This is a genomic window from Nocardia aegles (assembly GCF_052545135.1).
This window is the reverse complement of sequence record NZ_JBQWRI010000001.1, coordinates 581,359-608,186: the sequence shown is the minus strand read 5'-3', so window position 1 is coordinate 608,186 and position 26,828 is coordinate 581,359. Positions and strand designations below refer to the sequence as shown.

27 protein-coding genes are annotated in these 26,828 nt (G+C 70.0%); 5 read left to right on the top strand and 22 right to left on the bottom strand.

What is annotated here, in order from left to right:
• Nucleotides 1-10 precede the first annotated feature (10 nt).
• Together ACT89H_RS02965 and ACT89H_RS02960 are read left to right on the top strand one after the other, a co-directional pair.
• A complete protein-coding gene (locus ACT89H_RS02965; RefSeq protein ID WP_445106895.1) occupies nucleotides 11-550 on the top strand; it encodes an alkyl hydroperoxide reductase in 540 nt (179 codons plus the stop codon).
• 99 nt (nucleotides 551-649) lie between these two features.
• Complete coding sequence (locus ACT89H_RS02960) at nucleotides 650-1,324, top strand: PhzF family phenazine biosynthesis protein (protein ID WP_445106894.1); 675 nt, start codon at nucleotides 650-652, stop codon at nucleotides 1,322-1,324.
• A 6-nt stretch (nucleotides 1,325-1,330) separates the two neighbouring features.
• Here ACT89H_RS02960 and ACT89H_RS02955 read toward each other — a convergent pair whose 3' ends face one another.
• The 4 genes from ACT89H_RS02955 to ACT89H_RS02940 all read right to left on the bottom strand — a co-directional run bounded on the left by ACT89H_RS02955 (nucleotide 1,331) and on the right by ACT89H_RS02940 (nucleotide 4,816).
• Complete coding sequence (locus ACT89H_RS02955) at nucleotides 1,331-2,050, bottom strand: anti-sigma factor (RefSeq protein ID WP_445106893.1); 720 nt, start codon at nucleotides 2,048-2,050, stop codon at nucleotides 1,331-1,333.
• Nucleotides 2,043-2,729: an ECF RNA polymerase sigma factor SigK gene (sigK, locus tag ACT89H_RS02950; protein ID WP_445106892.1), complete on the bottom strand. Its 687-nt coding sequence runs from the start codon at nucleotides 2,727-2,729 to the stop codon at nucleotides 2,043-2,045. The genes ACT89H_RS02955 and sigK overlap by 8 nt, the downstream gene beginning before the upstream one ends.
• 63 nt (nucleotides 2,730-2,792) lie before the next feature.
• Nucleotides 2,793-3,509: a DUF5134 domain-containing protein gene (locus tag ACT89H_RS02945; RefSeq protein ID WP_445106891.1), complete on the bottom strand. Its 717-nt coding sequence runs from the start codon at nucleotides 3,507-3,509 to the stop codon at nucleotides 2,793-2,795.
• A 77-nt stretch (nucleotides 3,510-3,586) separates the two neighbouring features.
• On the bottom strand, nucleotides 3,587-4,816 hold the full coding sequence (locus ACT89H_RS02940; protein WP_445106890.1) for an aminotransferase family protein: 1,230 nt from the start codon (nucleotides 4,814-4,816) through the stop codon (nucleotides 3,587-3,589).
• A gap of 213 nt (nucleotides 4,817-5,029) precedes the next feature.
• On the opposite strand from ACT89H_RS02940, the gene hrpA reads away from it, so the two are divergent.
• A complete protein-coding gene (gene hrpA, locus ACT89H_RS02935) occupies nucleotides 5,030-9,148 on the top strand; it encodes an ATP-dependent RNA helicase HrpA (protein ID WP_445106889.1) in 4,119 nt (1,372 codons plus the stop codon).
• Between the two features lies 1 nt (nucleotide 9,149).
• On the opposite strand, the gene nrdR is transcribed toward hrpA, so the two are convergent.
• Both nrdR and ACT89H_RS02925 read right to left on the bottom strand, forming a co-directional pair.
• Nucleotides 9,150-9,620: a transcriptional regulator NrdR gene (gene nrdR / locus ACT89H_RS02930; protein WP_039799225.1), complete on the bottom strand. Its 471-nt coding sequence runs from the start codon at nucleotides 9,618-9,620 to the stop codon at nucleotides 9,150-9,152.
• Nucleotides 9,621-9,922: 302 nt separating this feature from the next.
• Nucleotides 9,923-10,390 carry a hypothetical protein gene (locus tag ACT89H_RS02925; RefSeq protein ID WP_445106888.1) on the bottom strand — a complete coding sequence of 156 codons (468 nt, stop codon included), beginning with the start codon at nucleotides 10,388-10,390 and terminating at the stop codon, nucleotides 9,923-9,925.
• A gap of 311 nt (nucleotides 10,391-10,701) precedes the next feature.
• Between ACT89H_RS02925 and lexA the strand changes: the two genes are divergently transcribed.
• Together lexA and ACT89H_RS02915 are read left to right on the top strand one after the other, a co-directional pair.
• A complete protein-coding gene (gene lexA / locus ACT89H_RS02920) occupies nucleotides 10,702-11,430 on the top strand; it encodes a transcriptional repressor LexA (RefSeq protein WP_445106887.1) in 729 nt (242 codons plus the stop codon).
• 119 nt (nucleotides 11,431-11,549) lie between these two features.
• Nucleotides 11,550-13,601: an ArnT family glycosyltransferase gene (locus ACT89H_RS02915; RefSeq protein ID WP_445106886.1), complete on the top strand. Its 2,052-nt coding sequence runs from the start codon at nucleotides 11,550-11,552 to the stop codon at nucleotides 13,599-13,601.
• 61 nt (nucleotides 13,602-13,662) lie between these two features.
• Here the strand turns inward: ACT89H_RS02915 and ACT89H_RS02910 are convergent, their stop codons facing one another.
• From ACT89H_RS02910 to ACT89H_RS02835, 16 genes are all read right to left on the bottom strand, one after another.
• Nucleotides 13,663-14,073, bottom strand: a complete 411-nt coding sequence (locus ACT89H_RS02910; protein ID WP_445106885.1) for a hypothetical protein — start codon at nucleotides 14,071-14,073, stop codon at nucleotides 13,663-13,665.
• A gap of 28 nt (nucleotides 14,074-14,101) precedes the next feature.
• Entirely contained in the window at nucleotides 14,102-14,611 is a 510-nt protein-coding gene (locus tag ACT89H_RS02905) for a DUF2231 domain-containing protein (protein ID WP_445106884.1), read from the bottom strand.
• 709 nt (nucleotides 14,612-15,320) lie between these two features.
• Nucleotides 15,321-16,064: a DUF6390 family protein gene (locus ACT89H_RS02900; RefSeq protein WP_445106883.1), complete on the bottom strand. Its 744-nt coding sequence runs from the start codon at nucleotides 16,062-16,064 to the stop codon at nucleotides 15,321-15,323.
• Complete coding sequence (gene nicT, locus ACT89H_RS02895) at nucleotides 16,064-17,131, bottom strand: Nickel transporter NicT (RefSeq protein ID WP_445107344.1); 1,068 nt, start codon at nucleotides 17,129-17,131, stop codon at nucleotides 16,064-16,066. The genes ACT89H_RS02900 and nicT overlap by 1 nt, the downstream gene beginning before the upstream one ends.
• 87 nt (nucleotides 17,132-17,218) lie before the next feature.
• Nucleotides 17,219-18,295, bottom strand: a complete 1,077-nt coding sequence (gene hypE / locus ACT89H_RS02890; protein ID WP_445106882.1) for a hydrogenase expression/formation protein HypE — start codon at nucleotides 18,293-18,295, stop codon at nucleotides 17,219-17,221.
• Nucleotides 18,288-19,400 carry a hydrogenase formation protein HypD gene (hypD, locus tag ACT89H_RS02885; RefSeq protein ID WP_445106881.1) on the bottom strand — a complete coding sequence of 371 codons (1,113 nt, stop codon included), beginning with the start codon at nucleotides 19,398-19,400 and terminating at the stop codon, nucleotides 18,288-18,290. The genes hypE and hypD overlap by 8 nt, the downstream gene beginning before the upstream one ends.
• Nucleotides 19,397-19,723, bottom strand: a complete 327-nt coding sequence (locus tag ACT89H_RS02880) for a HypC/HybG/HupF family hydrogenase formation chaperone (RefSeq protein WP_445106880.1) — start codon at nucleotides 19,721-19,723, stop codon at nucleotides 19,397-19,399. Before ACT89H_RS02880 ends, hypD begins: the two co-directional genes overlap by 4 nt.
• Before the next feature lie 16 nt (nucleotides 19,724-19,739).
• Nucleotides 19,740-22,070, bottom strand: a complete 2,331-nt coding sequence (hypF, locus tag ACT89H_RS02875) for a carbamoyltransferase HypF (RefSeq protein WP_445106879.1) — start codon at nucleotides 22,068-22,070, stop codon at nucleotides 19,740-19,742.
• Complete coding sequence (locus tag ACT89H_RS02870) at nucleotides 22,067-22,309, bottom strand: HypC/HybG/HupF family hydrogenase formation chaperone (protein ID WP_445106878.1); 243 nt, start codon at nucleotides 22,307-22,309, stop codon at nucleotides 22,067-22,069. The genes hypF and ACT89H_RS02870 overlap by 4 nt, the downstream gene beginning before the upstream one ends.
• A 2-nt stretch (nucleotides 22,310-22,311) precedes the next feature.
• Nucleotides 22,312-22,815, bottom strand: coding sequence for a hydrogenase maturation protease (locus ACT89H_RS02865; protein ID WP_445106877.1), 504 nt, complete (start codon nucleotides 22,813-22,815; stop codon nucleotides 22,312-22,314).
• A gap of 13 nt (nucleotides 22,816-22,828) precedes the next feature.
• Complete coding sequence (locus ACT89H_RS02860; protein WP_445106876.1) at nucleotides 22,829-23,146, bottom strand: hypothetical protein; 318 nt, start codon at nucleotides 23,144-23,146, stop codon at nucleotides 22,829-22,831.
• 22 nt (nucleotides 23,147-23,168) lie between these two features.
• The gene (locus ACT89H_RS02855) at nucleotides 23,169-23,288 is read right to left on the bottom strand and encodes a DUF6893 family small protein (RefSeq protein ID WP_085994907.1); all 120 of its coding nucleotides are present in this window, start codon (nucleotides 23,286-23,288) and stop codon (nucleotides 23,169-23,171) included.
• Between the two features lie 13 nt (nucleotides 23,289-23,301).
• The gene (locus tag ACT89H_RS02850; protein ID WP_445106875.1) at nucleotides 23,302-24,630 is read right to left on the bottom strand and encodes a hypothetical protein; all 1,329 of its coding nucleotides are present in this window, start codon (nucleotides 24,628-24,630) and stop codon (nucleotides 23,302-23,304) included.
• Entirely contained in the window at nucleotides 24,627-25,274 is a 648-nt protein-coding gene (locus ACT89H_RS02845; protein WP_445106874.1) for a DUF6084 family protein, read from the bottom strand. The genes ACT89H_RS02850 and ACT89H_RS02845 overlap by 4 nt, the downstream gene beginning before the upstream one ends.
• On the bottom strand, nucleotides 25,271-25,906 hold the full coding sequence (locus ACT89H_RS02840; protein ID WP_445106873.1) for a DUF5947 family protein: 636 nt from the start codon (nucleotides 25,904-25,906) through the stop codon (nucleotides 25,271-25,273). The genes ACT89H_RS02845 and ACT89H_RS02840 overlap by 4 nt, the downstream gene beginning before the upstream one ends.
• Nucleotides 25,903-26,817, bottom strand: a complete 915-nt coding sequence (locus ACT89H_RS02835) for a NifU family protein (RefSeq protein ID WP_445107343.1) — start codon at nucleotides 26,815-26,817, stop codon at nucleotides 25,903-25,905. The genes ACT89H_RS02840 and ACT89H_RS02835 overlap by 4 nt, the downstream gene beginning before the upstream one ends.
• Between the last annotated feature and the right edge of the window lie 11 nt (nucleotides 26,818-26,828).

Genomic DNA, 26,828 nt, shown 5'->3' with positions numbered 1-26,828 from the left:
GAATTGCCGAATGAGCATTGAGAACCTGAAGAACTCCCTTCCCGAGTACGCCAAGGACCTCAAGCTCAACTTGTCATCCATCACGCGCACCACGGTGCTGAACGAACAGCAGTTGTGGGGCACCCTGCTCGCGTCGGCGGCCGCGACCCGGTCGACGACCACGCTGCGTGAGATCGCCGAGGAAGCCGCCGATGTGCTGTCGGCGGAGGCGTACAACGCCGCGCTCGGCGCCGCCTCGATCATGGGCATGAACAACGTGTTCTACCGGGGCAAGGCGTTCCTGGGCGGTCGCTACGACGACTTGCGGGCCGGGCTGCGCATGCAGATCATCGGCACGCCGGGCGTCGACAAGGCCGATTTCGAGCTGTGGTCTTTCGCGGTCTCCTCGATCAACGGCTGCGCGCACTGCCTCGAGGCGCACGAGCACACGCTGCGCGAAGCGGGTGTGTCCCGCGAGGTGATCTTCGAATCGCTGCGCGCCGCCGCCATCGTGGCCGGTGTCGGCCAGGCGGTGCAGTCGACCGAGGCTCTGACCGCGGCCGCGATCTGATTTCACCCGGAAGAGGCCCCTGCGTCGGGGCCTCTTCCGCGTTCCCGATGTGGTCTGGATACAGCTGACGCCCCCGGCAGCCTAGTAGGCTCGGCGAGCATGGGCACACAGGTCGATGTGGTGCGAGTGTTCACCGACGCCGCCGGGCGGTTCGGCAACGAGCTGGGTATCGCGCGAGCGGACGACGTGGCCGCGGCCGACCGGCAGGCGCTGGCCGCCAAGGCGGGATACAGCGAGACCGTGGTCGTCGAGGAGCCGGTCGACGGCACCGCTGCGGTGCGGATCTACACCCCCACGATGGAGCTCCCGTTCGCGGGACACCCCTCGGTGGGGACCGCGTGGTGGTTCGCGGCGCAGGGCATCCCGGCGCACACACTGGATGTTCCCGCGGGCCCGGTGGCCGTGGAACTCACCGAGGGACTGACCTGGATCACCGCTCGCGGTGAGTGGGCGCCCACGTTCACCTTCCATCAACTGGCGGACGCCGAGGAGCTGGCCGCCCTGCGGCCGGACGAGTTCCCCGGCGGCCCGCACTACCTGTGGGCATGGACCGACGAGCATCGCGCCGCCCTGCGCTCGCGCATGTTCGCGCCCACCATGGGTATCGCCGAGGACGAGGCGACCGGTGCCGCGGCGGTGGCATTGAGTGCGTTGCTGCGCAAAGGGCTGGTCATCACGCAGGGCAAAGGCTCGCAATTGTTCACCCGGTGGGATTCCGACGGCTGGGTCCATTTGGGCGGCCGAGTCGTCGCGGACCAGTCCGTGGAGATCTGACGCCGCTCAGGGCAGGGTCACGCCCACGATGGGATCGCCGCTCGGCGCGTCCGAACCGCCGTCCGGCTCGACGCTCACCGCGAGCACTTCACCCGACCGGAAGCCGGTGACGAACGGCCGCTCGGTCGAGGGCACGTCGCTCAGCAATCCCACCGAGCGTGGTTGTCCGCCGGGACCGACCAGCCACACCTGATATACCTGGCCCAGCGGCGGCGGAGCGACCTGATCGAAGACGACGACCGCGCGTCCGAGTTCGGGTGAGGCGTCCACGACGAGCAGCCCGCCCCCGGCGAACGATCCGTTCACCGTTCGCGTATGCACCCGGTCGGCAGCGGACGGGTCCGGGTGGGAGCCGATGAGCTGTGCGGTCACCACGCTGCCACCGGTCACCAGACACAAGACGGCCGCGATGGGCACTGCCCAGCGCAGCGGCCGCCGCCACGACGAGATCCGCGTGCGCGACCGCTCGGCGCGCTCGTCGGGCAGCGCGGCCAGGATGCGGCGTTCCAGCTCCGGCGGCGGCGCGAGTTCACCGAGCACGGCCAGTCGGCCCATGACGTCGCGCACCTGCCACACAGTGTCCGAGAACGCCTGCCGCACCTCCGGGGCGGCGGCCGCCAGACGGGCATCTATGTGCCTGCGTTCGATATCGGCGACCGCGTCCAGCGCGCAGGGGTAGGCGAGGTCGATGAGATCCGCCTCCGACCGCGGCGAAGTGTCAACCATCGGCGCCTTCCCCGGACAAACACTTCTCCAATCGTTTCAGCCCGTCGCGGATGCGGGTCTTGATCGTGGGCAGCGGCACCGAAAGATGATCGGCGACCTCTCGGTAGGTCCACCCGCAGTAATAGGCCAGCGTGATCGCTTCACGCTGAGTGGGAGTCAGCGTATCCAGGCAGCTTGCGACCTGTTGCTCCTCGATGCGCTGGGTGACCGATTCGGCGACGACATCGTGGGCGCGCCCGAGCTTTTCGTGCGCGTAGACCAGATCTCGGCTGGTGGCCGAACTCTCCGCGCGAACCCGATCCACCGCGCGGCGATGGGCGAGCATCATGAGCCAGCCGACGGGAGTGGCCAGCGTGGCATCATAGCGATCGGCCATCGACCACACCTGGAGATAGACCTCCTGGGTCACCTCCTCCGCCGCGGCGTGACTGCGCAGGACACGCACCGTGAGCCCGAACACCCGAGGACTGGTCAACTGATAGAACTCGGTGAACGCGCCACGATCGCCCGCACCGGCGGCGGCGAGCAACGCGGCGAGCTCACGGCTCGCACGGGTGGCCTGCGCTCGGTCGTAGCCGCTGGGCAGCGGGCACGCGGGCGCCGGATCATCGGTTTCCGCTCGCGCACGGGCCGGACCGCCGGAGCGATGGGGTGAAGCAGAACCGTGTTCGTTGCCCATGGCCGAATCCCGTGCCTGCATGCACAGGGGTTCGGTATGCGGAGGAAACCGGATTGGTCACGGTCAACGAATGATCACGGCCACGAGCATGTAGGCGGTGCCCGCGTCCATCACCAGGTGCGGCACCGCAGCCCACGGTTTCGCGGGACCGGTGCGGGCGGCGACGCAGCCGCCGGAGCGCACCAGCAGCCCCAGCGGCCCCGGTACCGGCACCTGCGTCCAGCCGGTACCGGCGGTGACGGTCACCAGCACGGCATCGAGCAGGAACAGGACAGCGAGACCGAGCGCGGGTCCGACGGCCGGACCGCCCACATGGCCGGTAGCCGTGTGACCGGACATCGCGTAGAGCATCGCCGCGGCGGCGACGATGTGGTAGCCGAGCGGCACCAGCCGACCGATCGGCAACGGCCGTCCCTGGGCGGCGTGCTCAGCGGCACGGATCGTCAGCAGTCCGGCGAACACGACGGCCATCGCCGTCAACACGCCGCGCACCGCGTGCGGGCTCGCGCCCGCGGGAAACAGCAGCATGCCGAGCATGACCAGACACATCACCAGGTGCGCGGCATCGGACTCGGTGTGCCCGGCCGAGACATCCGATAGTGGACCCGTATCCGGGACAGACCCGGCCGATGACGACGTCGCCACCACCCGCGACAGCACGATCCCCGCGGCGGTCACGAACGCCGCCACCACCATCCACCGCAATACGGCATACTCCTGCGCGAACTGCGCCACACCCACCACCTCTCGGGACGGCGACCACGGTCGTCGCCGTTCCATGCTCGCATCCCGGAGCGGTCGGGGTGTTGTTTTCAACGACGGTCTGGTACACGCCGTTTGATCACCCGCCCGGCGCGTCAAGCGTCGTTCAACGCGCGGGTGAATCCGTCGACGAGTTCGGTGACCTGGTCGTCGGTCATGACGAAGGCCGGAGAGATCTGCATTGCCCCGTGGCCCGCGGCGCGACTGGAGATGCCGTGCGCGCGCAACGTCTTGACCAATCCCGGCCCTTCGGCGGGATCGGCGAGCTGAACGGCCGCGACGGCGCCGAATCCGCTGCGCACCTCGGCGACTCTGGGATGTTCGGCGAGCACCGACAGCTGATCGTGCAGGGTGGATTCCAGGCGCAGAGCGGCGGCGAGCAGGTCTTCCCGCTCGACGATGTCGAGATTCGCCAACGCGGCGGCCGCCGCGCCCGCGTGGCCGCCGTAGGTGTAGCCGTGCCGCCACCAGACACCGCCCGCGAAGAACGGCTCCGCCACGCGCGGAGCGGCGAAGACCGCGCCCATCGGGAGATAGCCGGAGGTCAGTCCCTTCGCGGTGGTCATCAGGTCGGGTTCGAGCGCGAGTCGGGACGAGGCGAACCAGGCTCCGCCGATACGGCCGAAACCGGTGACCACTTCGTCGGCGACGAACAGGATGTCGTGGTCGCGGCAGATCCGGCGCACCTCGGCGAGGTAACCCGCCGGTGGCGGATACACACCGCCCGCGCCGATGACGGGCTCGCAGAAGAACGCGGCGATCCGTTCGGCGCCGACCTCCTCGATCAAGGCGAGTAGGGCTTTCGCGTCGTCCCACTCCACGGTCCGTGTCGCGGGCATCAGCTCGCCGTAGCCCTCGCGGTTCCCTGGAAGGCCACCCAGCGCCGTGCCGCCCACATGCATGCCGTGATACGCCCTCCGCCGCCCGACCATGAGCGTCTTGCCGGGCTGCCCGAGTTCGTGCCAGTAGCGGCGGGCCAGTTTGGTCGCGGTGTCGACGGAGTCGGAGCCGCCCGAGGTGAAGAAGATCTTGCTGCCTTGCACCGGCGCGAGCCCGGCGAGCCGCTCGGCGAGCTCCTGGGTGACGGGCTCGGTGATGTCACCGAAATTGGAGTAGTGCGCGATCGTGCGCAGCTGGGCAGCGACCGCGTCGGCGATCTCGCCGCGCCCGTGGCCCACGTTGGCGAACCACAGGCCCGCGGTCGCGTCCAGGTAGCGAGTGCCCTCCCGGTCGAAGACGTAGGCGCCGTCCCCGCGGGCGACCACGAACGCTCCGTCCCGCTCGACGGCACCCATGTCGGAGAAGCCATGCCATAGCGCGTTCATGTCTCCACCTTTGCCGGTTCCCCGGCCGCGGTCCATACCTCCGAACCCGCACCGCCGCGTGGATCGGGCGCCCGGCACCGGCGCGGCGGCGCTGACCCGCGCATATCGCGGGGCGGCCCCGCGCTGACGCACACCGCCGGCTTCCCCTCCGCTACCGGCCGCACCGCCCGCCGGAAAAATGCGCCGGCGGATTTCGCTACGCTGGTCGATGCAATGACCAGGACAGCCGCCACCGATCTCCGCGACCTTCGCACCCGCCTGGCGAATCTCTCCCTTCGCGACGAACACCGGTTGCGGCGCAGGCTCGACAAAGCGCGCGGCGGCGATCTGGGCGCGCTGGAGGCCGAGATCACGTCGGCCGAACTGCGCGTCGAGGCGCGGCGCGCGGCGGTGCCGGAGATCCGCTACCCGGAGCAGCTGCCCGTCACCGCCCGCCGCGAGGACATCGCCGCGGCCATCGCCGAGCACCAGGTGGTCATCGTCGCCGGCGAGACCGGATCCGGCAAGACCACCCAGATCCCGAAGATCTGCCTCGAACTCGGCCGCGGCATCCGCGGCACCATCGGGCACACCCAGCCCCGCAGGCTGGCGGCCCGCACCGTGGCCGAACGTATCGCCGAAGAGCTGGGCACCGAACTCGGCGACGTGGTCGGCTACACGGTGCGGTTCACCGACCACGCCTCCGAGCACACCTTGATCAAGCTGATGACCGACGGCATCCTGCTCGCCGAGATCCAGCGCGACCGGCTGCTGCGCCGCTACGACACGATCATCATCGACGAGGCGCACGAACGTAGTCTCAACATCGACTTCCTGCTCGGCTACCTGAAGCAACTGCTGCCCCGCAGGCCCGATCTCAAGGTGATCATCACCTCGGCGACCATCGATCCCGAACTGTTCGCCCGGCATTTCGCGGACGAACAGGGCACGCCCGCACCGATCGTGGAGGTCTCCGGGCGCTCGTACCCGGTGGAGATCCGCTACCGGCCGCTCGCGCTGGAGCTACCGAGCGCCGCCGAGGACGACGAGGACGACGAGGACGACGAGGACGAGACGCGCATCGTCGACCGGGACCCGGTGGACGCCATCGGCGACGCGGTGACCGAACTGTTCGCCGCGGGCGACGGCGACGTGCTGGTGTTCCTGTCCGGCGAGCGCGAGATCCGCGACACCGCGGACGCGCTACGGGATCTGAAGCTGCCGCGCACCGAGATCCTCCCGCTGTACGCCCGGCTGTCCATCGCGGAGCAGCACCGTGTGTTCGCCCCGCACACCGGGCGCCGGGTGGTGCTCGCGACGAACGTCGCGGAGACCTCGCTCACGGTGCCCGGCATCCGGTACGTCGTCGACCCGGGCACCGCGCGGATTTCGCGCTATTCCATGCGGACCAAGGTGCAGCGGTTGCCGATCGAGCCGGTGTCCCAGGCATCGGCGCGGCAGCGCTCCGGGCGGTGCGGTCGCGTCGCCGACGGCATCTGCATCCGGCTGTACTCGGAGGACGACTTCGAATCCAGGCCCGCGTTCACCGATCCGGAGATCCTGCGCACCAACCTGGCCGCGGTCATCCTGCAGATGACCGCGCTCGGACTCGGCGACATCGAGAACTTCCCGTTCGTGGAGGCGCCGGACCGCCGCGCGATCCGCGACGGAGTCGCCCTGCTCGAGGAGCTCGGCGCACTCGCGCGCCGGGACGGCGCAGCCCGGGCGAGTGGCGACGACGCCGCACTGTCGTTGACGCCGATCGGCCGGGAGATGGCCCAGTTGCCGGTCGATCCCCGGATGGCGCGGATGCTGGTGGAGGCGCAGCGCACCGGCTGCCTGGACGACGTGCTGGTCATCGTCGCGGCGCTGTCGATCCAGGACGTCCGCGAGCGGCCCGCCGAACAGCAGCAGGCCGCCGACACCAAGCACGCCCGCTTCACCGTGGACGGCTCCGATTTCCTGGCCTACCTGCGTCTGTGGGAGTACCTCGGTGGACAGCGCAAGTCGTTGTCGTCCAATCAGTTCCGGCGCCTGTGCCGAGAGGAGTTCCTGCACTACCTGCGAATTCGCGAGTGGCAGGACCTGCACGGCCAACTGCGCACGATCACCAGGGGCCTGGGCTGGTCCACGCGGGCCGAGGGCTCGGCGGACGGCGCGGAACCGGGCCGGTCCGAAGCGGCGGCGCCGGATCGCAGGTCCGGCAACAGATCCCGCCGACGTCGCGGAGGTGACGGACGCGCCGGCTCCGAGCGTGGCAGCTCGGCCGCCGCGGCCGTCGTGGATGGCGACGGACTGCCCTGGGATGCCACGGCCATCCATCAGGCGCTGCTGGCGGGCATGCTCTCGCACATCGGCGTCCGCGAGGCGGAGACCCGGGAATTCCTCGGCGCCCGCAATGCCAAGTTCATGATCTTCCCCGGTTCGTCGCTGGCGAAGAAGCCGCCCCGCTGGGTGATGGCCGCCGAACTGGTCGAGACCTCACGGCTGTGGGGCCGGATGGCCGCGAGGATCGAGCCCGAATGGGCCGAGCGGCTCGCGGGCGACCTCGTCAAACGCACCTACTCCGAACCGCACTGGTCGACCAAGCGGGGCTCGGCGCGCGCCTACGAACGGGTGACGTTGTACGGGATCCCACTGGTAACCGGCAGGCCCGTCGACTACGGCCGCATCGACCCCGAACTGTCCCGCGAGTTGTTCATCCGCCATGCCCTGGTGCAGGGCGAGTGGCAGACCCGGCACGAGTTCTTCCACCGCAATCGCGCGCTGCTCGACGATGTCGCCGACCTGGAGCACCGCGCTCGCCGCCGCGACATCCTGGTCGACGACGAGGTGCTGTTCGAGTTCTACGACAAGCGCCTGCCCGCCGACATCGTCTCGGTGCGGCACTTCGACAACTGGTGGCGCACCGCACGCCGAGAGGACCCGGCTCAGCTGGACTTCTCCACCTCCACCGTAGTCAACGAGGGCGTGGCCGCGCTGGACCCGGCGGCCTTCCCCGACTCCTGGCGTCAGGGCGAACTCAGTTTCCCGCTGTCCTACCAGTTCGAACCGGGCAACGAGGACGACGGCGTCACCGTGCGGATCCCGGTGGAACAGCTCGCCCACGTCCGCGCCGTCGGTTTCGATTGGCTGGTGCCCGGCATGCGCGACGAGCTGGCTGCCGCGTTGATCAAGACATTGCCGAAAGCCTTGCGACGCAGCGTCGTTCCCGCCCCGGATTTCGCGGCAGCCGCCTTGGCGGCACTCACCCCGCGTGCGGAGCCGCTGCGCGCCGGACTGGCGCGCGAGCTGTCCCGGCTGGGCTCGGTGTCGATCGCACCCACCGACTTCGACCTCTCCGCACTGCCCGACCACCTGCGCATGACCTTCGCGGCCATCGGAGACGACGGCGCCACGCTGTCACGCGGCAAGAGCCTCACCGCGCTGAAAACGCAGCTGGCCGAACAGGTCTCGGCCTCGGTCGCGCGAGCTACCGCAGGCGCGGAACGCCCACCGTCCACGGTGTGGACTTCGGAATCGCTCGGCATCATCGAGTCGACAGTGCGGCGGGAGGTCGCGGGACAGACCGTCACCGGCTATCCCGCGCTCGTCGCCGAAGGGGACGGCGTGGCGGTTCGGGTGCTCAGCTCCCCCGCCGAGCAGGCCGCCGCTATGCGCCTGGGCACCAGAGCACTGCTGCTGCACGCACTGCCCACCTCCGTCCGCTCCGCGACCGCGGGCCTGTCACCAGCCGACCGCCTTGCCCTGAGCCAGAATCCGTACGGCTCGCTGGAGGCGCTGCTCGAGGACTGCCGCGCGGCAGCCGCCGACGAACTGCTCGCGGCCGCGGGCGGACCGGTACACGACCCGGCGGAGTTCGACGCGCTCGTCGCCCGGATCCGGCCCGACTTCGCCGCCACCGTGGCTCGCTTCGTGCGCTTGGTCGTGCCGATTCTCGCCGGTGCACACCAGGTCTCCGCGGCGCTGGAGCGAACGAGCGAGCGCGACATCGCCGAGGACGTCCGCCATCAGCTGGAGAACCTGGTATTCCGCGGTTTCGTGTCCGAGACGGGCACAACCAGGCTGCGTGAGCTGCCCCGCTATCTCCAGGCCGCGGTGGCGCGGTTGGATGCGCTGCCCGGCTCCGCCGTTCGCGATCGGCAGGGCATGGCCGAACTCGATCGGGTACTGGCCGCGTACGACCGCTTGATCGCGTCGCTACCGGAGAACCGCAGGAATGCGCCCGCGGTCACCGAGATCTGGTGGGTGATCGAGGAATTCCGCGTCAGCCTGTTCGCGCAGAAGCTGGGCACCCCGTTTCCGGTGTCGGCCAAGCGAATCGAGAAGGCGATCGCCGCCGTCCGGCGCTGAGTCAGTCGGCGGCCGACAACGCTTCCGCGCGGGCCCGGCGCATATCCCGGATCTCGCGTTCGAAGTCCTCGGCCGAGGTGAACGACCGGTAGACGGAGGCGAAGCGCAGGTAGGCCACCTCGTCCAGATCGCGCAGCGGGCCGAGGATGGCCAAGCCCACCTCGTGACTGGGCACCTCGGGAGATCCCTTCGCCCGCACCGCGTCTTCCACCTGCTGGGCGAGCAGGTTCAGCGCGTCGTCGTCGACCTCACGTCCTTGGCAGGCCCGGCGCACACCCCGGATCACCTTCTCGCGGCTGAACGGCTCGGTGACGCCGCTACGCTTGACCACCGACAGGATGGCCGTCTCCACCGTGGTGAACCGCCGCCCACATTGCGGGCAGGCGCGACGACGGCGGATGGCCGCTCCTTCGTCGGCCTCGCGCGAGTCCACCACCCGGGAGTCGGGGTGTCGGCAGTACGGGCAATGCATCCGAGAAATCCTTCGTCGATGCGCGTGCTCGCGTCCGGACCGGGCGCCGATCGCGCGGCGATCGGTCCGGCGAGCCCGTGTACAGAGGTCTATACCCCGGCACCAGGCATTCCGCGTGCGACACGCGGAATGCCTGCATAACACTTCGAGGATACCCGTCCGAGTTTCCGGTTTGTCGCACTCACCCCGGCTACCGGGCGGGGCTCGGTCATCCGGAGATCTGCCCGTGCGCGGCCGGGTCCGCGAGCAAGTCCGGCAACCGGGCGGCCAGGCCCGCACGGGCGATCGATCTTCCCTTGCCCTCAGCGTGAATTGCCGCTCCCCGGCGCGCTCGAGCCATCCACCACCGCCGGTACCGACCGACCGTGCGCACCGCCCCACTCACCCGCCCGCACATGCGCCAATGCGATCAGCCCCACCACGGCCGAAGCGGTGAGCAATGCGGCGACGGCCAGGGCGGCGAACCCGATCTGCGCCTGCTCGACCCGGCGCATCCGATGTTCGCCGCGGGGACGCCGCCACGCGAAAGTCCGTGCGCCGCGGCCGTAGGCGACCATGCCCGCGCCGGGACGGGCACCGGGCGGGCGGCGGGCGATCGCGGATCGATGCGCCTGCGTCAGCGCCTGCAAGCGCGCGCCGCCGTACAGCAGCCGCCGAGCACTCTCGTACCCGAGATCATCCTGCGCCGAAACGGGATCAGCGGCGCGGTGCTCGCCTTCGGCCTCCGCCGCGCCGAGGGAACGGGTGACATGGCTGATCGCAGTGCTCATCGGACAAACCTCCGTAGTGGGTGCTCCGCTGCCGTTCGAGCGTCGCCGTTCGAGCGTCGCCGTTCGAGCGTTCGAACATATGTTCCGAGTCTATTCGCTCATGTGTTCGAAGAACTGGTGTTCGATTTCTACCACGCCGCGGCGACAAAGTCAGCACGAACCCCCGACATGCGTCGAACAGATGTTTGATCCAGCGGCACGACCGGACTAGATTCGAAGGACCGAAGACATGACAGGCCGGGAAGACCCACGCCGGGCGCGGAAACGGCCTGGCACAGTAGGACCTGGCACAGCAGGAAAGGGCGGTTGCGGTGAGGCAGACGGACGACACGGGCGACGAGACCGACAGCGGCGCCGACACGGCGGGCACCGGGGCGGATCTCACCGTGCGTCAGCGCAGAGTGCTCGAGGTGATCCGCACCTCGGTGAGCGAGCGCGGCTACCCGCCGAGCATCCGGGAGATCGGTGACGCCGTCGGCCTCACGTCCACGTCGTCGGTCGCCCACCAGCTGCGCGCCCTCGAGCGCAAGGGCTACCTGCGCCGCGACCCGAATCGGCCGCGAGCCGTCGACGTCCGGGGCCTGGACGAAGTGGTGCGGTCGGTGACCAGCCTGCCGGTCGCCGCGGTGGACGACGGTGAGCTCACCGTCGAGGTCGAACGCCCCGTCCCCACCTTCGTCCCGGTGCTCGGCCGCATCGCCGCCGGTGGCCCGATCCTCGCCGAGCAGGCCGTGGAGGACGTCTTCCCGCTGCCGCGCGAGTTGGTCGGCGATGGTTCGCTGTTCCTGCTGAAGGTCGTCGGCCAGTCCATGATCGACGCGGCGATCTGCGACGGCGACTGGGTGGTCGTGCGGCAGCAGAACGTCGCCGAGAACGGCGATATCGTCGCGGCGATGCTCGACGGGGAGGCCACGGTGAAGACCTTCAAGCGCACCGGCAAGGACGTCTGGCTGATGCCGCACAACCCGGTCTTCGAGCCGATCCCCGGCAACGACGCCCAGATTCTGGGCAAGGTCGTCACGGTGATCCGCAAGATCTGACGGCCCGGCGGAACGATCCACCGCCGACGGGGCGCCTGTCGGCCGGTGGACGCCGCACTCACAGCTGATTGCCAGCCGGCACGCAGGAGATCCACCGGGACGCTTGCGAGACTCCTGCGGTGACAACGATCCCCGCCGAGGCCGTCGTGCCCGATGCGAATCCGATTGCCACTCCTCCCGAGCCGGGCGAATTGCCGCCCGCACGCCTATGGGAGCGCGTGGGGCTGGCGGTGCTGTTGCTCGGGACCGCGGCCGCGTATCTCTGGCACATCACGGTCAACGGGATGGGCAACGGCTTCTACGCCGCGGCCGCCTGGTCGGGTGCCCGCAACTGGAAAGCGGTGCTGTTCGGGTCCCTGGACCCGGGCAACTTCATCACGGTGGACAAACCGCCGGTGTCGCAGTGGGTGATGGGGGTGTCGGGTCAGCTGTTCGGATTCGGCAGCGCCAGCATGCTGGTACCGCAAGCGCTGATGGCCGTCGCCGCCGTAGCACTGCTGTACGCGATGGTCGCCGGAGCCACCACCAGCCGGGCCGCCGGTCTGCTCGCCGGTGCCGTGCTGGCCGCGACACCGGTGGTGGCGTTGATGTTCCGGTTCAACAATCCGGACGCCGTGATGGTGCTGCTGATGACCGCGGGTGCGTACTGCACGCTCCGGTCGGCGCGGCGGGCGAGCGTGCGCTGGCTGATGCTCGCGGGCGTCGCGCTCGGGTTCGCGTTCCTGGCGAAGATGCTCGAAGGCCTCATGGTGTTGCCCGCCTTGGCGCTCACCTATCTGATCGTCGCGCCGACCTCGGTGCGAAACCGCTTGGTGCACTTGGCGGCCGCCGCGGCGGCCCTGGTCGTCTCGTCGGGCTGGTATGTGCTGCTGACGATGCTGTGGCCCGCCACGGCGCGGCCGTATCTGGCCGGCTCGACGGACAACACGTTCATGGATCTGGTGCTGGGCTACAACGGGTTCGCCCGCTTCCTGGGACACAATCATCGCGGCGGCAACGGGTTCGCGCTGCCGGCCGGATACGAGATGCCCCCGGCTACGGGGCGCGGTGGCGGTGGGTTCGCCGGATTCAGCGGGCCGGGTCCGGCTCGCCTGTTCACCGGTGAGATCGGTTTCGAGATCTCCTGGCTGCTTCCGGCCGCTTTGCTCGCCTTCGCACTGGTGCTCGCCTCCCGCCTCCGTGCGCCGCGTGCGGATCCGATCCGTGCCGCCGCACTGGTATTCGGGCTGTGGCTGATCGTCGACGGCGTCGCGTTCACCGTGATGCGCGGCGGCATGCACGCCTACTACACACTGGCGATCGGTCCCGCCGTGGCCGGAATGTTCGCCGTCGGGGTGGCCGAGATGTGGCGGCGCCGATCCGAGGCGTTCGGCCGCATCGGCGCCGCCGCGCTGGTGCTCACCTCGGGGCTGTGGGCGTTCGTCCTGCTGAACCGCAATCCCGGGTGGCTGCCGCCGCTGCGCTGGACGCTCGTGGTGATCGCGCTGGCGGTGGCGCTCGGGCTGGTCGCCGCCGCGTTCCCGGCCGGGGCTCGACGAGTGCGAGCCAGCGCGGTATCGGTGCTCGTCGCCGTGGGCGTGCTCGCCGGAATCGGCGGATCGACGGCATATGCGGCGGCCACGCTGCCGCAGGCGCACACGGGCGGCAGTCCTACGGTGGGCCCGGCGCGGGCCGCGGCGACGCTGCCGGCGAACGACCCGCGCCGCGAGGTGACCGCGTTCATAGCCGGGGAGGTCGAGCCACAAGTCGCCGCGCTGTTGCGCGACACCTCCACACCCTGGTCGGCCGCCGTGGACCGCTCCTCGGTCGCGGCGTCGCTGGAACTCGCCAGCCACACCTCGGTGGTCGCCATCGGCGGCTTCACCTCCGACGATCCGGTGCCTTCCCTCACCGACTTCCAGACCATGGTGCGCACCCATCAGGTGACGTACTACCTCGCGCAGGAGGTGCGGCTGCCCGATTCGTGGCGGGTGCGCGATCAACCCGCCGGGACCGGTCGGACCGACGCCCCGGACAACGGGTGGTGGCGACCGGCCGGGCACAAGGACATCGCCGATTGGGTGTCGGCGCACTACACGGCGGTGCACATCGGCAACGTCGCGGTCTACGACCTCACCGCACCGGCCTGTGACGGTGCGCAACCCGCGTCGGCCGCCGCCTGCGCGAGATGAGCGCCGGATTGGCCACGGGCAGCCGCGAGGATCAAGGGTGGCGGTCGTCTGCGCCGAAGGGTCAGCTCCCGACGCCGAGGGCGGTCAGAAATACCAGTACGACGGTCGTCACGGCGAATACGCCGTGACCGGCGACGACGGCAACGGGAAAGTGCCCTTCGGGGGGTTCGGCCGCTCCGGTGGAACGCGCCCGGTAGGTGGGGATCCAGCGCAGCAACATCGTGAACCCGAGGAGCGCGACCGGGATCAGCAGTACGAACGCGATCCACGCCAGCGCGGTGCTGTCGACGACCAGGTACACGATCCAGACGATCAGTCCGGCCACCGCGAGCAGGAAGTGACCGAACAGTACTGGGGCCGGCAGCTGAGTGGAATTCGGCTGCCGCGTGCCCCCCTTGGCGATCCAGGTGCCGAGCAGGAAGAAACCGCCGCCCGCGGTGAGCAGCCAGAAGATCAGTGCGGCGATGCCCATGGTGTGCCTCCTGACGGTGGGAAGGGATTCAGTGTGTGAAGCCGCCTGCCTGAGTAGTCTCGTCGGCGACACGTACGCCGTACCGATAAGCGAGCTTGCCCCCGAGATATCCGGAGACAGCCAATGCCGCCAGGGCCGTCACCGACAGTGCCAGCGGACCGACCTGGACCGCGCGTGCGGTGTCGGCGCCCCGCCGCCACCCGAAACCGACCGCATAGGTGACGGTCACCAGCAGATTGAGGGTCATGTGCAGCAAGCCGGTGCGGAAGGCGGGCGTACCGGTCGGGATCGCGAGCAGATCGAGGAACCCGATGGTCGCGGCGGCCAAGGCGCCGAGCACGCCGATCGCGATCAACCACGACGACCCCTTGACCAAGAACTCCGGATCGTCGACCACTCGGGACGCGAGGTCGAACACCAGACTGGCGACCCAGGCGCCGATCGGGACGGTGACCAGGATCGGATGGAAAGGGTGCCCATACGGGCCGGCCAGCATGGCGCTCACCGGCCGCTTCGCCTGTTGGGTATCCCCGGTCATGGCGCACCTCCACCGAGGTCGATCGCCTTCGCATCCGCCGACCGACCACCGAGCCGGGGCTCGGCGACAGTCCGCCGAGTCACGTCACTCGGTCCGCGCCAACGGCCGGCGAATATCACTCTCTCGTGTGCGGGAATATCGCATCGATTACGGTGGGTCACAAAGCGGACGTACCACCGCACGGAAATTGCACACCTGGTTCGGGAAAACCGCAATCGCCCTGACGCCGTATTCTCGGCCGGTTACAAAACTGCGCTTTTTCTGACGTTGGAGCGGCTACGACATCATCGGAAGCATCGGCATCGGCATCCCCGGGAACATGTTGTTCCACAGTTCGCGCAGCATCCCCATCATCTGACCCATCACGGTAGTTCACCTCCCTTCGGGTGATTTCCGAAATACGGATCAGCCCGTCGGGCACGATGGCGGGGGAACGCGCCGACACACCGTTTCTGGACTTCAGCCCGGACAACTACCGGTGAAATACACGTGTCGCTCCTCGAGATCGGGCTCGACAGCTATATACAGGATACGCGCACCGACGTGACCTGAACCACGCCCGCGGGACCGGCGCATTTGCGAACCGTCGAGTTCGCCGCGATGCACGCTCTTTCCGAAAAAGCACCGGGCATTTCTGCGCCGTGGGCGGTACGGTCGCGGGCTTCGATGTTCGGTGGGCACCGTCGGCGACGCCGCCGACAGCTCGTCACTATCGCGCCGGGCTCTGTCGTGCGGCCAGTCGCCGGTTGGTGAGCTCCAGCTGCCGCACCGTGCCCGCTTCCAGAGCACTCGCCTGGGCATCGTCCAGGCGCCCGCACAGCCGTCCCCAGTGCACCGCGACCCGCTCCCCTACCGCGACGTCCGGCAGCGCCGCGTACCCGTCCACCCGGATCGGCAGCGAACGCGTCGTTTCCGCCGACAGCGCGAGACGTTCCCCGTCCCAACTCAGCCCGCGGCAGCGCAACACGATCTCACCGCCGACGCGGTCGAGCACCCTTCCCCAGCTGATCCGGCAGTTGTCGAGGACGCGCAGGGGATGTTCGTCGCCGTGCCGCAGCAGCCTCGACCACGGGTACACACCGAAGACGTGGAAGCAGTGGTTGGCGGCCGCCTCCTCGGCCAGCCGCGGTGTCAGGTGCGTCCAGTAACCGCCCGCGGCCGGTCCGAGCATATCCAGTAGTTCGGCGGTGAACTCGCGGGCATCCAGATCCGCGCCGACGCCGCCGCCCAGCCAGTAGGCTTCGACGAGCCTGCGGTCCAGTGGGTCCGCGATACCCGTCATGCGCGCCATCACGCGCAGGTACGGCCATGCTCCGGTGAACCGGCGCGCCACCGCCCGCACCTGCTCCTCCGAGCCGTCGCGCAGGGCCGTGGCGTCGGGCGGCCCGCAGTAGCCGAGCCGGTTCGGGGCGTAGGCGTACCGGGCGAACATCTCCGCTCCGCTGCCCGCCATCAGCACGGTCCTCCGCCGACGCGGCCGGGGGACCATCGCTGCTCGATCCGGCCGAGTCGCCACACCCCGACGGCGACCGCCCAGGTGAGCAGGAACATCCCCACGATCACGAACCCCATGACGCCCAGATCGAGCCCGCCGACCCACGCGAGTGGTCCGTCGGCGATGCCGAATTCGTCGGCCAGCAAGGAGATCATCTCCTGTGCGCCGATCAGCAGCGCCACGGCCACCGACAGACCGGTGACGACGATGTTGTAGTAGACGGTGCGCAGCGGCCCGGCGAACGCCCATCCGTAGGCGTAGTTCATGAACGCGCCGTCCAGCGCGTCGAACAGCGTCATGCCCGCCGAGAACAGCACCGGCAGCACCAGGATCGCGTACCACGGCAGGTCGGTCGCCGCCGCGCCGCCCGCGATCACCAGCAGGCTCACCTCGGTGACGGTGTCGAAGCCGAGACCGAACAGCAACCCGACGGGGTACATCTGCCACGGCGCGCGCACTGCCCGGGTCAGCGGCCCGATCACCCGCAGCAGGGCGCCGCGGTCGTGCAACCGCTGCCGCATTGTGGCCTCGTCGTAGCTCCCGCGACGCATCGAACGGAACACCCGCCAGATCCCGATCAACGAAACCAGGTTCACCGCCCCGATGGCGAGCAGGAAAATGCCGGAGATCCCGGTGCCGAAGAGGCCGGTCCATCGCTGCAACCCGGAGTTGTCGTCGCGCAGATTGCCCGCGAGCGCCTTGACGCCGAACGCCAGCAGCGCGACGAGGACGAAAACGATGGTGGAGTGCCCGAGTGAGAACCAGAATCCGACCGACAGCGGCTTGCGGCCGTCCGCGACCAGCTTGCGGGTGGTGTTGTCGATCGCGGCGATGTGGTCGGCGTCGAACGCGTGCCGCATCCCCAATGTGTAGGCGGTGACGCCGAGGCCGACGCCGAACACCGCGCCGTCCACCAGGTATCCACCGGGGACCACGAGCAGCAGCAGCGCCGACCACCCGAGGACGTGCAGGGCGACGACGATCGCGGCCATCCCCACGACGTCGCGCCGCTGCCGCCTGTCCAGCGGGGTACGCGACGCCGCAGGCGTGTCGGCGATCCGAACGATGATCCACACCTCGCCTTCTGGCTCGGGACCGATTCCGGTCCCCCGTCAGCAGATCCGCGGCAGTTGTTCGCCCGCGGGCAGATCCACTACCCGGGTACCGCCGAGTGCCGTGCGGGCGACCACCATGCCGGGATGTTCGGCGACGCATCGGCCGATGACGGCGGCCTGCGCGCCCAGCGGGTGCTCCCGCATCGCCGCGAGCACGCGATCGGCGTCCTCGGGCGCGACGAACGCCAGGAGCTTGCCCTCATTGGCCACGTACAACGGGTCCAGCCCGAGTAGCCCGCACGCATCGCGCACGCCGTCGGGCACCGGAAGCTGCCGCTCGTCCAGGGCGACGCCGACTTTCGCGGCGCGGGCGATCTCGTTGAGCGAGGCCGCGACGCCGCCGCGGGTCGGGTCGCGCAGCACGTGCACGTCGGCGCCGGTGGCCAGCATCGCCGCGACCAGACCGTGCAGCGGCGCGGTGTCGCTGAGCACGGTGGTGCCGAACTCCAGTCCCTCACGACAGCTGAGCACCGCGACACCGTGCACGCCGATCTCGCCGCTGACCAGCACGACGTCACCCGGCGTCGCGCGTTGCGGCCGGATGTCCACCCCGGGTGCCACCACCCCGATGCCCGCGGTGTTGAGGTAGATCCCGTCACCGTGCCCGGCGTCGACCACCTTGGTGTCCCCGGTGACCAGTCGGACTTCCGCCGCCAGCGCGGCGGTGCCGACCGCCTGTGCGATGCGCGCGATATCGGCCAGCGCGGTGCCCTCCTCCAGGATGAACGCGGTGGACAGCACCATCGGGCGCGCACCGGACATCGCCAGGTCGTTCACCGTACCGTTGACCGCGAGTTCACCGATCGTGCCGCCCGGGAACACCAGCGGCTTCACCACGAACGAGTCGGTGGAGAAGGCCAGTCGCGCGCCGTCGAGCGTGACCACCGCGGAATCGGTCAGGTCCGTGTTCGCGGCCGAGCCGAACGCGGGCAGGAACAGATGCTCGATCAGCTCGCCGGACATCGCGCCACCGCCGCCGTGGCCCATCACGATGTTCGGCGAATCCCGCAGCGGCATCGGGCAGACCCAGCCCTCCATGTCGATGGTCACGGGGGCGGCGCCTTCCTCAGGCATGAGCCACCTCCGCGGGCAGGTCCAGGCGCCGGTACAGGTAGTAGGCGGCGCACGCGCCTTCGGAGGACACCATGGTGGCGCCCAACGGGTTACGCGGCGTGCACTGCTTGCCGAAAGCGGCGCACTCGTGCGGTTTGATCAGTCCTTGCAGCACCTCGCCGGAGCGGCAGATGGTCGACTCGGCGGTGTGCAGGTCGCCCACGGCGAAGCGGCGTTCGGCGTCGAACTCCCGATAGCGTTCCGAGAGCCGCCAGCCGCTGCGCGGGATCACGCCGATGCCGCGCCAGCCCCGGTCGGTGACCTCGAAAACGTCGTGCAGCATGGCTTTCGCCGCGGGATTGCCCGCCGCGGCCACCGCGCGCGGATACGCGTTCTCCAGTTCGTGCCTGCCCGACTCCAGTTGCAGCACGGTGCGGCGGATGCCCTCCAGGATGTCCAGCGGCTCGAAGCCGGTGACCACCATCGGCACCCGGTACCGCTCGGCCAGCGGCGGGTACTCGTCGGTGCCCATCACGGTGCAGACGTGCCCGGCGGCGAGGAACCCCTGCACCCGGCAGGTCGGCGACTCCATGATCGCGGCGATGGCGGGCGGCACCAGCACGTGCGACACCAGCAGCGAGAAGTTCCTGATGCCCAGCCGCTTCGCCTGGTACACCGTCATGGCGTTGGCCGGAGCGGTGGTCTCGAATCCGATGCCGAAGAACACGACTTCGCGGTCCGGATTCTCCTTGGCCAGGTTCAGCGCGTCCAGCGGCGAGTACACCACCCGGACGTCGCCGCCCTCGCTCTTCACCCGGAACAGGTCCTTGGAGCTGCCGGGCACCCGCAGCATGTCGCCGAAGGAACAGAAGATCACGCCCGGTCGCGCGGCGATCTCCAGCGCCTTGTCGATCACCTCCAGCGGGGTGACGCAGACCGGGCAGCCGGGGCCGTGGATCATCTCGATCTGATCGGGCAGCAGCTGGTCGATGCCGTGGCGGATGATCGAGTGGGTCTGTCCGCCACAGACTTCCATGATCGCCCAGCGGCGGCTGGTCTCGGCGCGGATCCGGCCGAGCAGGCGCTGGGCCAGTTCGGGATTGCTGAATTCGTCCAGATATTTCATGACTGAGCCTCCGGTTCCTCGCGTGACGGCTCGGCGGCGGGATTGTCCAGGCCCGCCTGCTTCGCGGCGATGGCGAAACCGTCGCCGAATTCCTCGTTCAGTACGCCGAGGTGCTCGAACTCGGCCAGGGTCCGCAGCGCGGACTCCTCGTCCAGACGTTGGATCGCGAAGCCGACGTGGACCACGACATAGTCGCCGACCGCCGCGTCCGGGATGTATTGCAGGCACACGTCCTTGTGCACGCCGCCGAAGTCGACGACCGACATCAGCGTGCCGTCCCGCTCGTGCAGGCTGAGCACTTTGCCTGGTACCGCAAGACACATCGTTGCTCTCCTTCGCTCATCCCTCGCTGCACGCGAGGAGTTGCCCGAACGCGAGGCCGCCGTCGTTGGGCGGCAGTCGGTGGTGGGTGATCACGGTGAACCCGTTGTCGCGCAGCAGCGCACACGATCGCGCGAGCAGCAGGGCGTTCTGGAAGACGCCGCCGGACAGGGCGACTACCGTGCCCGGCACGGCGTACCGGGCCGCGAGGTCGAGCACCAACCGGGCGACGGCGGCGTGGAAGCGCGCGCCCACCACCTGGGCGGGCGCGCCCGCGCGAACGTCGGCGACCACATCCGCGATCACCGGTGCCGGATCGATCCCGGCCGGATCGTCGTCGGTGAGCGGGAATCGGTAGGCGGTGTCGCCTTCGGTCCCCGCACGCGAGAGTCCTTCCAGCTCGATCGCCGCCTGGGCCTCGTAGTCGACGACGTGCCGCACGCCGCACAGCGAGGACACCGCGTCGAACAACCGGCCCATGCTCGATGTGGGCGCACAGCCCAGCCCGGTCCGGAACTGGTGGGCCAGCACCGAACGCTCGGCGGGCGGACACGCCGCGACCGCGGGAATGTCCTCGCACCAGTCGATCCCGGCCGCGCGCAGATGAGCCAGCGCCATGCGGTAGGGCCTGCGCACGGCGATATCGCCGCCCGCGAGCGGCACGTACTTCAGGTGCGCCAGACGCCGGTAGCCCTTGTAGCCCGCCAGCAGGACCTCGCCGCCCCACACCGCCGCGTCCGGCCCGTACCCGGTGCCGTCGAAGGCGATGCCGATCACCTGCTCGGTGGCGCCGAGCCCGTGCTCGCCCATGACGGCGGCGATGTGCGCGTGATGGTGCTGGACGGTATAGACCGCTCGCTCGCCCGCGTGCCGGTGCGCCCAGGCGGTGGAACGGTAGCCGGGATGCGCGTCGGCGACCAGCTGCGCCGGGCGGACCCCGGTGAGTTCTGCGAGGTGGCGCTGCGCGGCGTCGAAGGAGCGCAGCGTCGCCAGGTCGTCCATGTCACCGATGTGCTGGCTCAGCCAGGCGTAGCGGCCGTCGGCCATCGCACAGGTGTTCTTCAGGTCGGCGCCGACCGCGAGCGTCGGCGGCAGCGGCACCGGCAGCAGCAGGGGCAGCGGCGCGTACCCGCGCGAGCGCCGGACGGGTAGCTCGCGGCCGTCGAGCGAGCGCATCACCGAGTCGTCGCAGGGCACCAGGATGCGCCGGTTGTGCGACAGCCAGCCGTCGGCGAGCCCGGCGAGGCGGGTGCGCGCGTCGTCGTCCTGGTAGCAGATCGGCTCGCCGCCGAGATTGCCCGAGGTCATCACGAGCACCTGCGGGCCCGGCGGGTCGCCGGGCAGACCGAACAGCAGCAGGTGCAGCGGGGTATAGGCGAGCATGACCCCCAGATCCGGGTTACCGGGCGCCACCGAGGGCGCGGGCACCGGGTCGCGGCACACGGTCGCCGAGCCGTACGCCGGATCGCGCGCCGGGGCTTCCTCGGGCGCGCGGCGGCGAGCGAGCAGCACGATGGGGCGAGCCGGGCTGGTCAGCAGCGTCGCGGCCGGGTCGTCGACGGCGACGATGGCCCGTGCCGTGGCCAGGTCCGGCACCATGACGGCGAACGGTTTGTCGCCGCGACGTTTGCGGCGGCGCAGCTGCGCGACGGCCGCCTCGTTCGTGGCGTCGCAGGCGAGGTGGTATCCGCCGATGCCTTTGACCGCCAGGATGCCGCCGGCGCGCAGCAGCCGCCGCGCGGCCGTCAGCGGCGCACCGGCGCCCGGCCCCGTATAGGCGAGGGTGGGGCCGCAGTCGGGGCAGGCGATCGGCTGCGCGTGGAAGCGCCGGTCGGCGGGATCGGCGTATTCCCGCGCACACCGGTCGCACATGGCGAAGTCGGCCATCGACGTGCGCTCGCGGTCATAGGGCAGGCTCGCGATGATGGTGAAACGCGGACCGCAGTTGGTGCAGTTGACGAACGGATGGCGATAGCGGCGATCGCGCGGATCACGCAGCTCGCGTTCGCAATCGGCGCAGATCGCGACATCGGGTGAGGCGAGCGTGCGACCGCCGCCCTCCCGCGTGGTGCCCGCGATATGGAATCCGGTGCCGCCGCGCGCCGGGATGTCGGCCTGCTCGACGGACTCGATCACCGCCAGCGGCGGCGGCCGCAGGCGCAACCGCCGGGCGAACTCGTCCAGATCGCTCGGCGCTCCTTCGATCTCGATGATCACGCCGTTGCTGTCGTTGCTCACGCTGCCGGACAGCGCCAGTTCGGCGGCGGTGGTGTAGACGAACGGCCGGAACCCGACGCCTTGGACCACGCCGCGCACCAACAGACGCCGCCGCAGCCGCAGCGTGCTCATGACCGGTCCCCCCGTTGCAGCAGACGCAGCCCGAGCAGCGCCGCCTCGGCTCCCGCCGCGTCGGTCTTCTCCACCGCGAAGCCCATGTGGATGATCACCCAGTCACCCGGCCGGGCCGGATCGTCTTCCAGCAGGCCGATGTTCACCTTCCGCTGCTCGCCGGACACGTCGACCAGCGCGATCTGGTCGTGGTAGCCGTCGGGGATCGCCAGCACCCGTCCCGGGATGCCCAGGCACATCGTCAGTCCTCCTGTCGCGCTGTGGCCCGCGGAAGTGGGGAGCCATCGGATGCCCCGGCGGGCAGGAACGCGGCGAGCACCTCGCCGACGGCGGCGACCGCGTCCGGCACCGCCGCGGCCACCGGCGCGGACAGGCCGATGCCCTCCTCCACGCAGGCGACCTGACAGCCGATCACCACCGTGGGCGGTAGCGCGCCGCCCAGCGCGCGTACCCCGGCGAAGACGGCGTCCGGGCTCATCGCGTGGGCGTCGAGCCGCGCGGTGCCGGTGTCCTCCGGCGCGGCGCCGAACACCTCGATCCGGCCGGGCGCGCCGCGGTCGGGCAGCGCATCGATCAGCACCAGCGCCGCCCAGGGGTCGAGCAGGTCGTAGGCGAGATGCATGCCGCGGATGCCGTAGTCGACCGCGCGCACGCCCGGATCGGGGTGGCGCGGCAGCCGGCGTACCACCTCCGGTCCGAATCCGTCGTCGCCGAGGAAGATGTTGCCGATCCCGGCGATCAGCACCGCGGCCGTCGAGTCACCCCTCTTTCTCGGTGGGCGTTGTCGCGCCACCCACGCGTGCGTCGTCGACCTGTCCGGTCGCCGTCTCCGCAGGGGCGTTGGCGGTGTCCTTGCGATCGTCGTAGGGAGGCGCTGCCGCTTCGGTGCCGGAAGGGGCTTGCGAGGAGAACTCGGTGCCCTTCTCGGTGTCGTCCGGATGCGCGGAGGTCATCTCCTCGTGATCGATGTGCCCCGGTTCCCGGTCCGCCGGGCCTCCGGCCGCGACGCCCGTGCCCGCGTCGCGCGAACCCGGCGCGCCACGTGCCGATTGTGGCTCTTCGCGATGCTCACCCATGATGCTCCTTTCCGGTGTCCCGCTACATGTGCCGGATCTTCAGGTATCGCCGGAGATCCGGGATCGACCGCACGCCGAGATACACTCCCGCCGCCACCAGCACGGCGACGACGGTCGTCGAGACCACTCCCACGGTTTCCATAGCGGACTTCCTTTCATTCCTCGGTGCCGTCGAGCGGCTCCAGTTCGTCGGGCGCGAAATACAGGTAGCGCCCGTACCATTCGTGCAGTTCGGCCGCCGGATCGGCGTCCAGCACCACCCCGACGTGCGCCTGCCCGTCCACGTCCTGGTGAACCGAGACGACCCGGGCGCACTGCCCGTCGAAGAACAGATCCTGGGCGTCGGCCCGGCGCGCCGGATGCAGCCGGACCCGGCTGCCCTTGCGCACCAGCGCTCCCGCGACCGGCACTGCGTCGAGATCCGGGCGAACGGCGCCGTCGGCCAGCGGGTCCCACCAATCGACGTCCTCGGGGACCTCCGGGATCAGCCCGGGCACCTCGGCATGCGGGTCGCGCAGCACCCCGTGCAGCTGCCGCATCGCGTCGGGCGACATGGCCTCGCAGCGGTCGATGATCTCCGCCGCGCGGGGGTCGGTGGCCCGGGCCCGCGCCTTCTCCGCGTCGGTCATGGTGAGTATGCGCAGCGTGAGGATCTCGTCGATCTCGGTGGAATCGAACAGCGCGCCTTCGCTCTGCTCCGCGATCTCCGGGTGGTCATAGAGGATGATCGGCGAGATGAGCAGCACGCTGTAATCGCCGGGCGGCCCGGCGAGTACCGGGAAGCACCGGTACCGATCGCAGCGGGCGGCCACGGCGGCGGCGTCGGGCGGCGGCTCGAGCAGGGAAACGAACTGGCCGTCGGTGATCTCCGCGATGATGTGCGCGCCGATCAGCGAGCGAGCGATGGCGTCGCGTTTGTCGGTCGCGGGTGCGCCCACATTCCGCAGGACGACGGTCAGCCGCAGGAAGCCGTCGTCGCGGTCGGCGGCGAGTTCCAGCTCACCGGCCAGTGGCAGTCTGCTGCGCACGAGCGTGCCCGGCGCGGCGCCGGCATCCGTGGCGATCCGCTCGGCGTCGGAGCCGCCCGGGATGTCCAGCGGCCGGACCAGACGGCCGGGCGCGACCGGGCCGACAACGATCTCCTGCTCGACCGCTTCGTCCCAGGACAGCCACGACCGCGCACCATCGGTCAGCTCCGCCACGGGCGTGCCGTCGCCGTCCACCACCTGACGGCGCTGCAGCTGGAGACACCGCACGGTCATGGTGAGCTGGGGATTCTCACCCGGGTCGATCAGGCACTGCGCCGACAGCGTCGGCTCCTCGCCGAGCCCGGCCGCGGCGGCCCCGCGCGGCCCCAGCACACCGAACTGCCACCGCGACTGGTTCTTGCGCGCGTCGGCCCGGTAGGGATAGAGCAGGTAGCCCTCGTAGAGCACCGCGTCGGCCACGGCGCGGGCACGGACACGGGCTTCGGCGGTCGTCACGGTGTCTCCTCGGTGCTGGTCAGCAGCCGGGTCACCGCGTCGTCGAAGCCGGGCAGGCCGTGGCTGGATTTGTAACCGGCCAGCGCCCGGAGCGTGTCGTTGTGCAGCCGCACCCACCCGGAATTCGGGTAGTACGCGTCCATCAGGCCCTGCCACACCGACACGGGCATCTCGAATTTGTCCTCGCGGTCCCACGGAATCTGCTGGATGGCGAATCCGGTCGTGCCCCGGATGAAGACCGTCCCGCTGAACAGGAACAGCAGCGGAACCACACCCTCGCGCAACGCGTGCAGGTACTTCGATCCGGTCACCTCGAAGTCGTAGGTGCACGGCATCGGCAGGTCCACCTCGGCACCGCCGGAGAAACTCGGCACCATGGTGGCGCAGTGCATCCAGAGGAAAGAACGCTGGGTCTCGTGCCACCGGTCGCGCGGCCCGAACAGGTCGACCAGCCCCGCGGACTCCTCGTCGGAATAGCCGCGGCGGAACGGCTCGATGCGCACTTGCGCGCGCAGGGCGATGGCGTGCACGGGTTCCTCCGCGAGCGCGGCGATGCCGACGCGCGCGGACAGGATCGGCGTGACGGCGTACGGCTCGGGTTTGATCTCGAGCACCGCGAACGTCGTCGAGTACACCGGGCTCATGCCGCACCACCGGATTTCGCGCGCGCCGACGCCTCGACGAAGAACTCCTCCAGATACCGGTGCACGTCCTGGCCGCCGTCGAATCCGCGCCACAGCAGCCGCATCCGGCCGACGAACTCGTAGCAGGCGTCGATCGGCAGCAGCAGGCAGGCCGCCTGCTCGGTGCGGCGGTCGGGCACCCGGATGAGCAGCGCTTCCACATCCGGGGCGAGCACATCCAGCTCGGGATGCCGGCGGAGAATCGAATTCCATTGCTCCAGCGGCAATTCCGATTCCGTCGCGCCCGCGGGCCCGGGATAGAACGCCACCGTCCGGTCCAGCGCGGAATTGCGGAAGAAGAACGCCAGATTCACCGGAATGTCCAGTGCGTCCCATTCCGCCCGGCTGATCGTGAAATCGGGGAACGTGAGATACCGGTCCGGCACCGCTCGATACCGCAGCGCCGCGTTCTGATCGACGAACAGCAGGTAGCAGCCGCGGCACACGCACATCAACTGCCTGCCCTCGACGTTCACCACATGCTGGTGCCGATCGGCGATCGGTTCGGCGCACATCTCGCACCGCTCGCCGGGCCGGGGAGCGGGCCCGCGATCCGCGGCGATCCGCTGGAGTGCGCGGAACGGGGTGCTCACCCGTGGACCTCCACCGGCACCGCCACCGACAGTTCGCCGGAGCGCACGAGAACGGGCAACGGCTCGAGGTGGCCCTCGCCGTCGACCCGGGCACCCGCGTGCACCACGTCGTAGTGCGCCCGGCAGGTCGGACACCGCAGCACCGCGTCACCGGCCGGGAACCCCACGCGCCGCTCCAGTGCCGCACCCGCGAGCGAGCGGTCGCACGCGGGGCAGTGGTCCCGGTAGGCGTACAACTCCGTGCCGACCCGGCAGGCCAGCACGGTCATCCCGGCGACGGTGAAGCCACCCACCTCGCCCGCGTTCAGTTCGGCCAGTTCAGGGAAGACCACCCAGTTGCCGGATCGCGCGCCGTCCGCGCGCACGCGCGAGAACAGCGAGTCGGCGGAGATAACCCCCGCCGACTCGGTCTGCGCGGCGACGACTTCGATGGACTCGATCTCCGGCGCGGCCGCCCGTACCGCGTCCTCCACCGCCAGTTCGAGCGTCACCGACGACGACGGACAGCTCTTGCAACTGCCCGCCAATTCCAGGCGGACCACGCCGTCGACGATGCCGACCAGGTGGACGTCGCCACCGTGGGAACCGAGATATGGACGCACGCTGTCCAGCGCGTTCCCCACCCGGGTGGCCACATCGTGCGGATGCAGCCCGTGCACGAGCAGCAGGCTCGCGACCAGATCGTCGCGGGTCAGCCGCTCGACCGCGGCGTCGTCGAGCAGCTCGACCACGCGGGTCAGCCCCGCGCCGTAGAGTCCGACCAGTTCGCGCACGAGTTGCTCCGCGCGGTCACGGGCGAGCGCACCGCCTGCCGAACTCGCTTCCAGCAGGGTCTCGATGCGTTCACCGGCTTCCCGCCACCGGGAGTCGTCGAGCGTCGCGTCGTCCCGATCGTCCGGGCGATCCTCCACCGTCACCTCCG

Coding starts and splice junctions, on each gene's coding strand:
- ACT89H_RS02965 (WP_445106895.1), top strand. CDS start 11: ATGAGCATTGAGAACCTGAAGAACTCCCTTCCCGAGTACGCCAAGGAC.
- ACT89H_RS02960 (WP_445106894.1), top strand. CDS start 650: ATGGGCACACAGGTCGATGTGGTGCGAGTGTTCACCGACGCCGCCGGG.
- ACT89H_RS02955 (WP_445106893.1), bottom strand. CDS start 2,050: ATGGTTGACACTTCGCCGCGGTCGGAGGCGGATCTCATCGACCTCGCC.
- sigK (WP_445106892.1), bottom strand. CDS start 2,729: ATGGGCAACGAACACGGTTCTGCTTCACCCCATCGCTCCGGCGGTCCG.
- ACT89H_RS02945 (WP_445106891.1), bottom strand. CDS start 3,509: ATGGAACGGCGACGACCGTGGTCGCCGTCCCGAGAGGTGGTGGGTGTG.
- ACT89H_RS02940 (WP_445106890.1), bottom strand. CDS start 4,816: ATGAACGCGCTATGGCATGGCTTCTCCGACATGGGTGCCGTCGAGCGG.
- hrpA (WP_445106889.1), top strand. CDS start 5,030: ATGACCAGGACAGCCGCCACCGATCTCCGCGACCTTCGCACCCGCCTG.
- nrdR (WP_039799225.1), bottom strand. CDS start 9,620: ATGCATTGCCCGTACTGCCGACACCCCGACTCCCGGGTGGTGGACTCG.
- ACT89H_RS02925 (WP_445106888.1), bottom strand. CDS start 10,390: ATGAGCACTGCGATCAGCCATGTCACCCGTTCCCTCGGCGCGGCGGAG.
- ACT89H_RS02910 (WP_445106885.1), bottom strand. CDS start 14,073: ATGGGCATCGCCGCACTGATCTTCTGGCTGCTCACCGCGGGCGGCGGT.
- ACT89H_RS02905 (WP_445106884.1), bottom strand. CDS start 14,611: ATGACCGGGGATACCCAACAGGCGAAGCGGCCGGTGAGCGCCATGCTG.
- ACT89H_RS02900 (WP_445106883.1), bottom strand. CDS start 16,064: ATGGCGGGCAGCGGAGCGGAGATGTTCGCCCGGTACGCCTACGCCCCG.
- hypE (WP_445106882.1), bottom strand. CDS start 18,295: ATGCCTGAGGAAGGCGCCGCCCCCGTGACCATCGACATGGAGGGCTGG.
- hypD (WP_445106881.1), bottom strand. CDS start 19,400: ATGAAATATCTGGACGAATTCAGCAATCCCGAACTGGCCCAGCGCCTG.
- ACT89H_RS02880 (WP_445106880.1), bottom strand. CDS start 19,723: ATGTGTCTTGCGGTACCAGGCAAAGTGCTCAGCCTGCACGAGCGGGAC.
- hypF (WP_445106879.1), bottom strand. CDS start 22,070: ATGAGCACGCTGCGGCTGCGGCGGCGTCTGTTGGTGCGCGGCGTGGTC.
- ACT89H_RS02870 (WP_445106878.1), bottom strand. CDS start 22,309: ATGTGCCTGGGCATCCCGGGACGGGTGCTGGCGATCCCCGACGGCTAC.
- ACT89H_RS02860 (WP_445106876.1), bottom strand. CDS start 23,146: ATGGGTGAGCATCGCGAAGAGCCACAATCGGCACGTGGCGCGCCGGGT.
- ACT89H_RS02855 (WP_085994907.1), bottom strand. CDS start 23,288: ATGGAAACCGTGGGAGTGGTCTCGACGACCGTCGTCGCCGTGCTGGTG.
- ACT89H_RS02845 (WP_445106874.1), bottom strand. CDS start 25,274: ATGAGCCCGGTGTACTCGACGACGTTCGCGGTGCTCGAGATCAAACCC.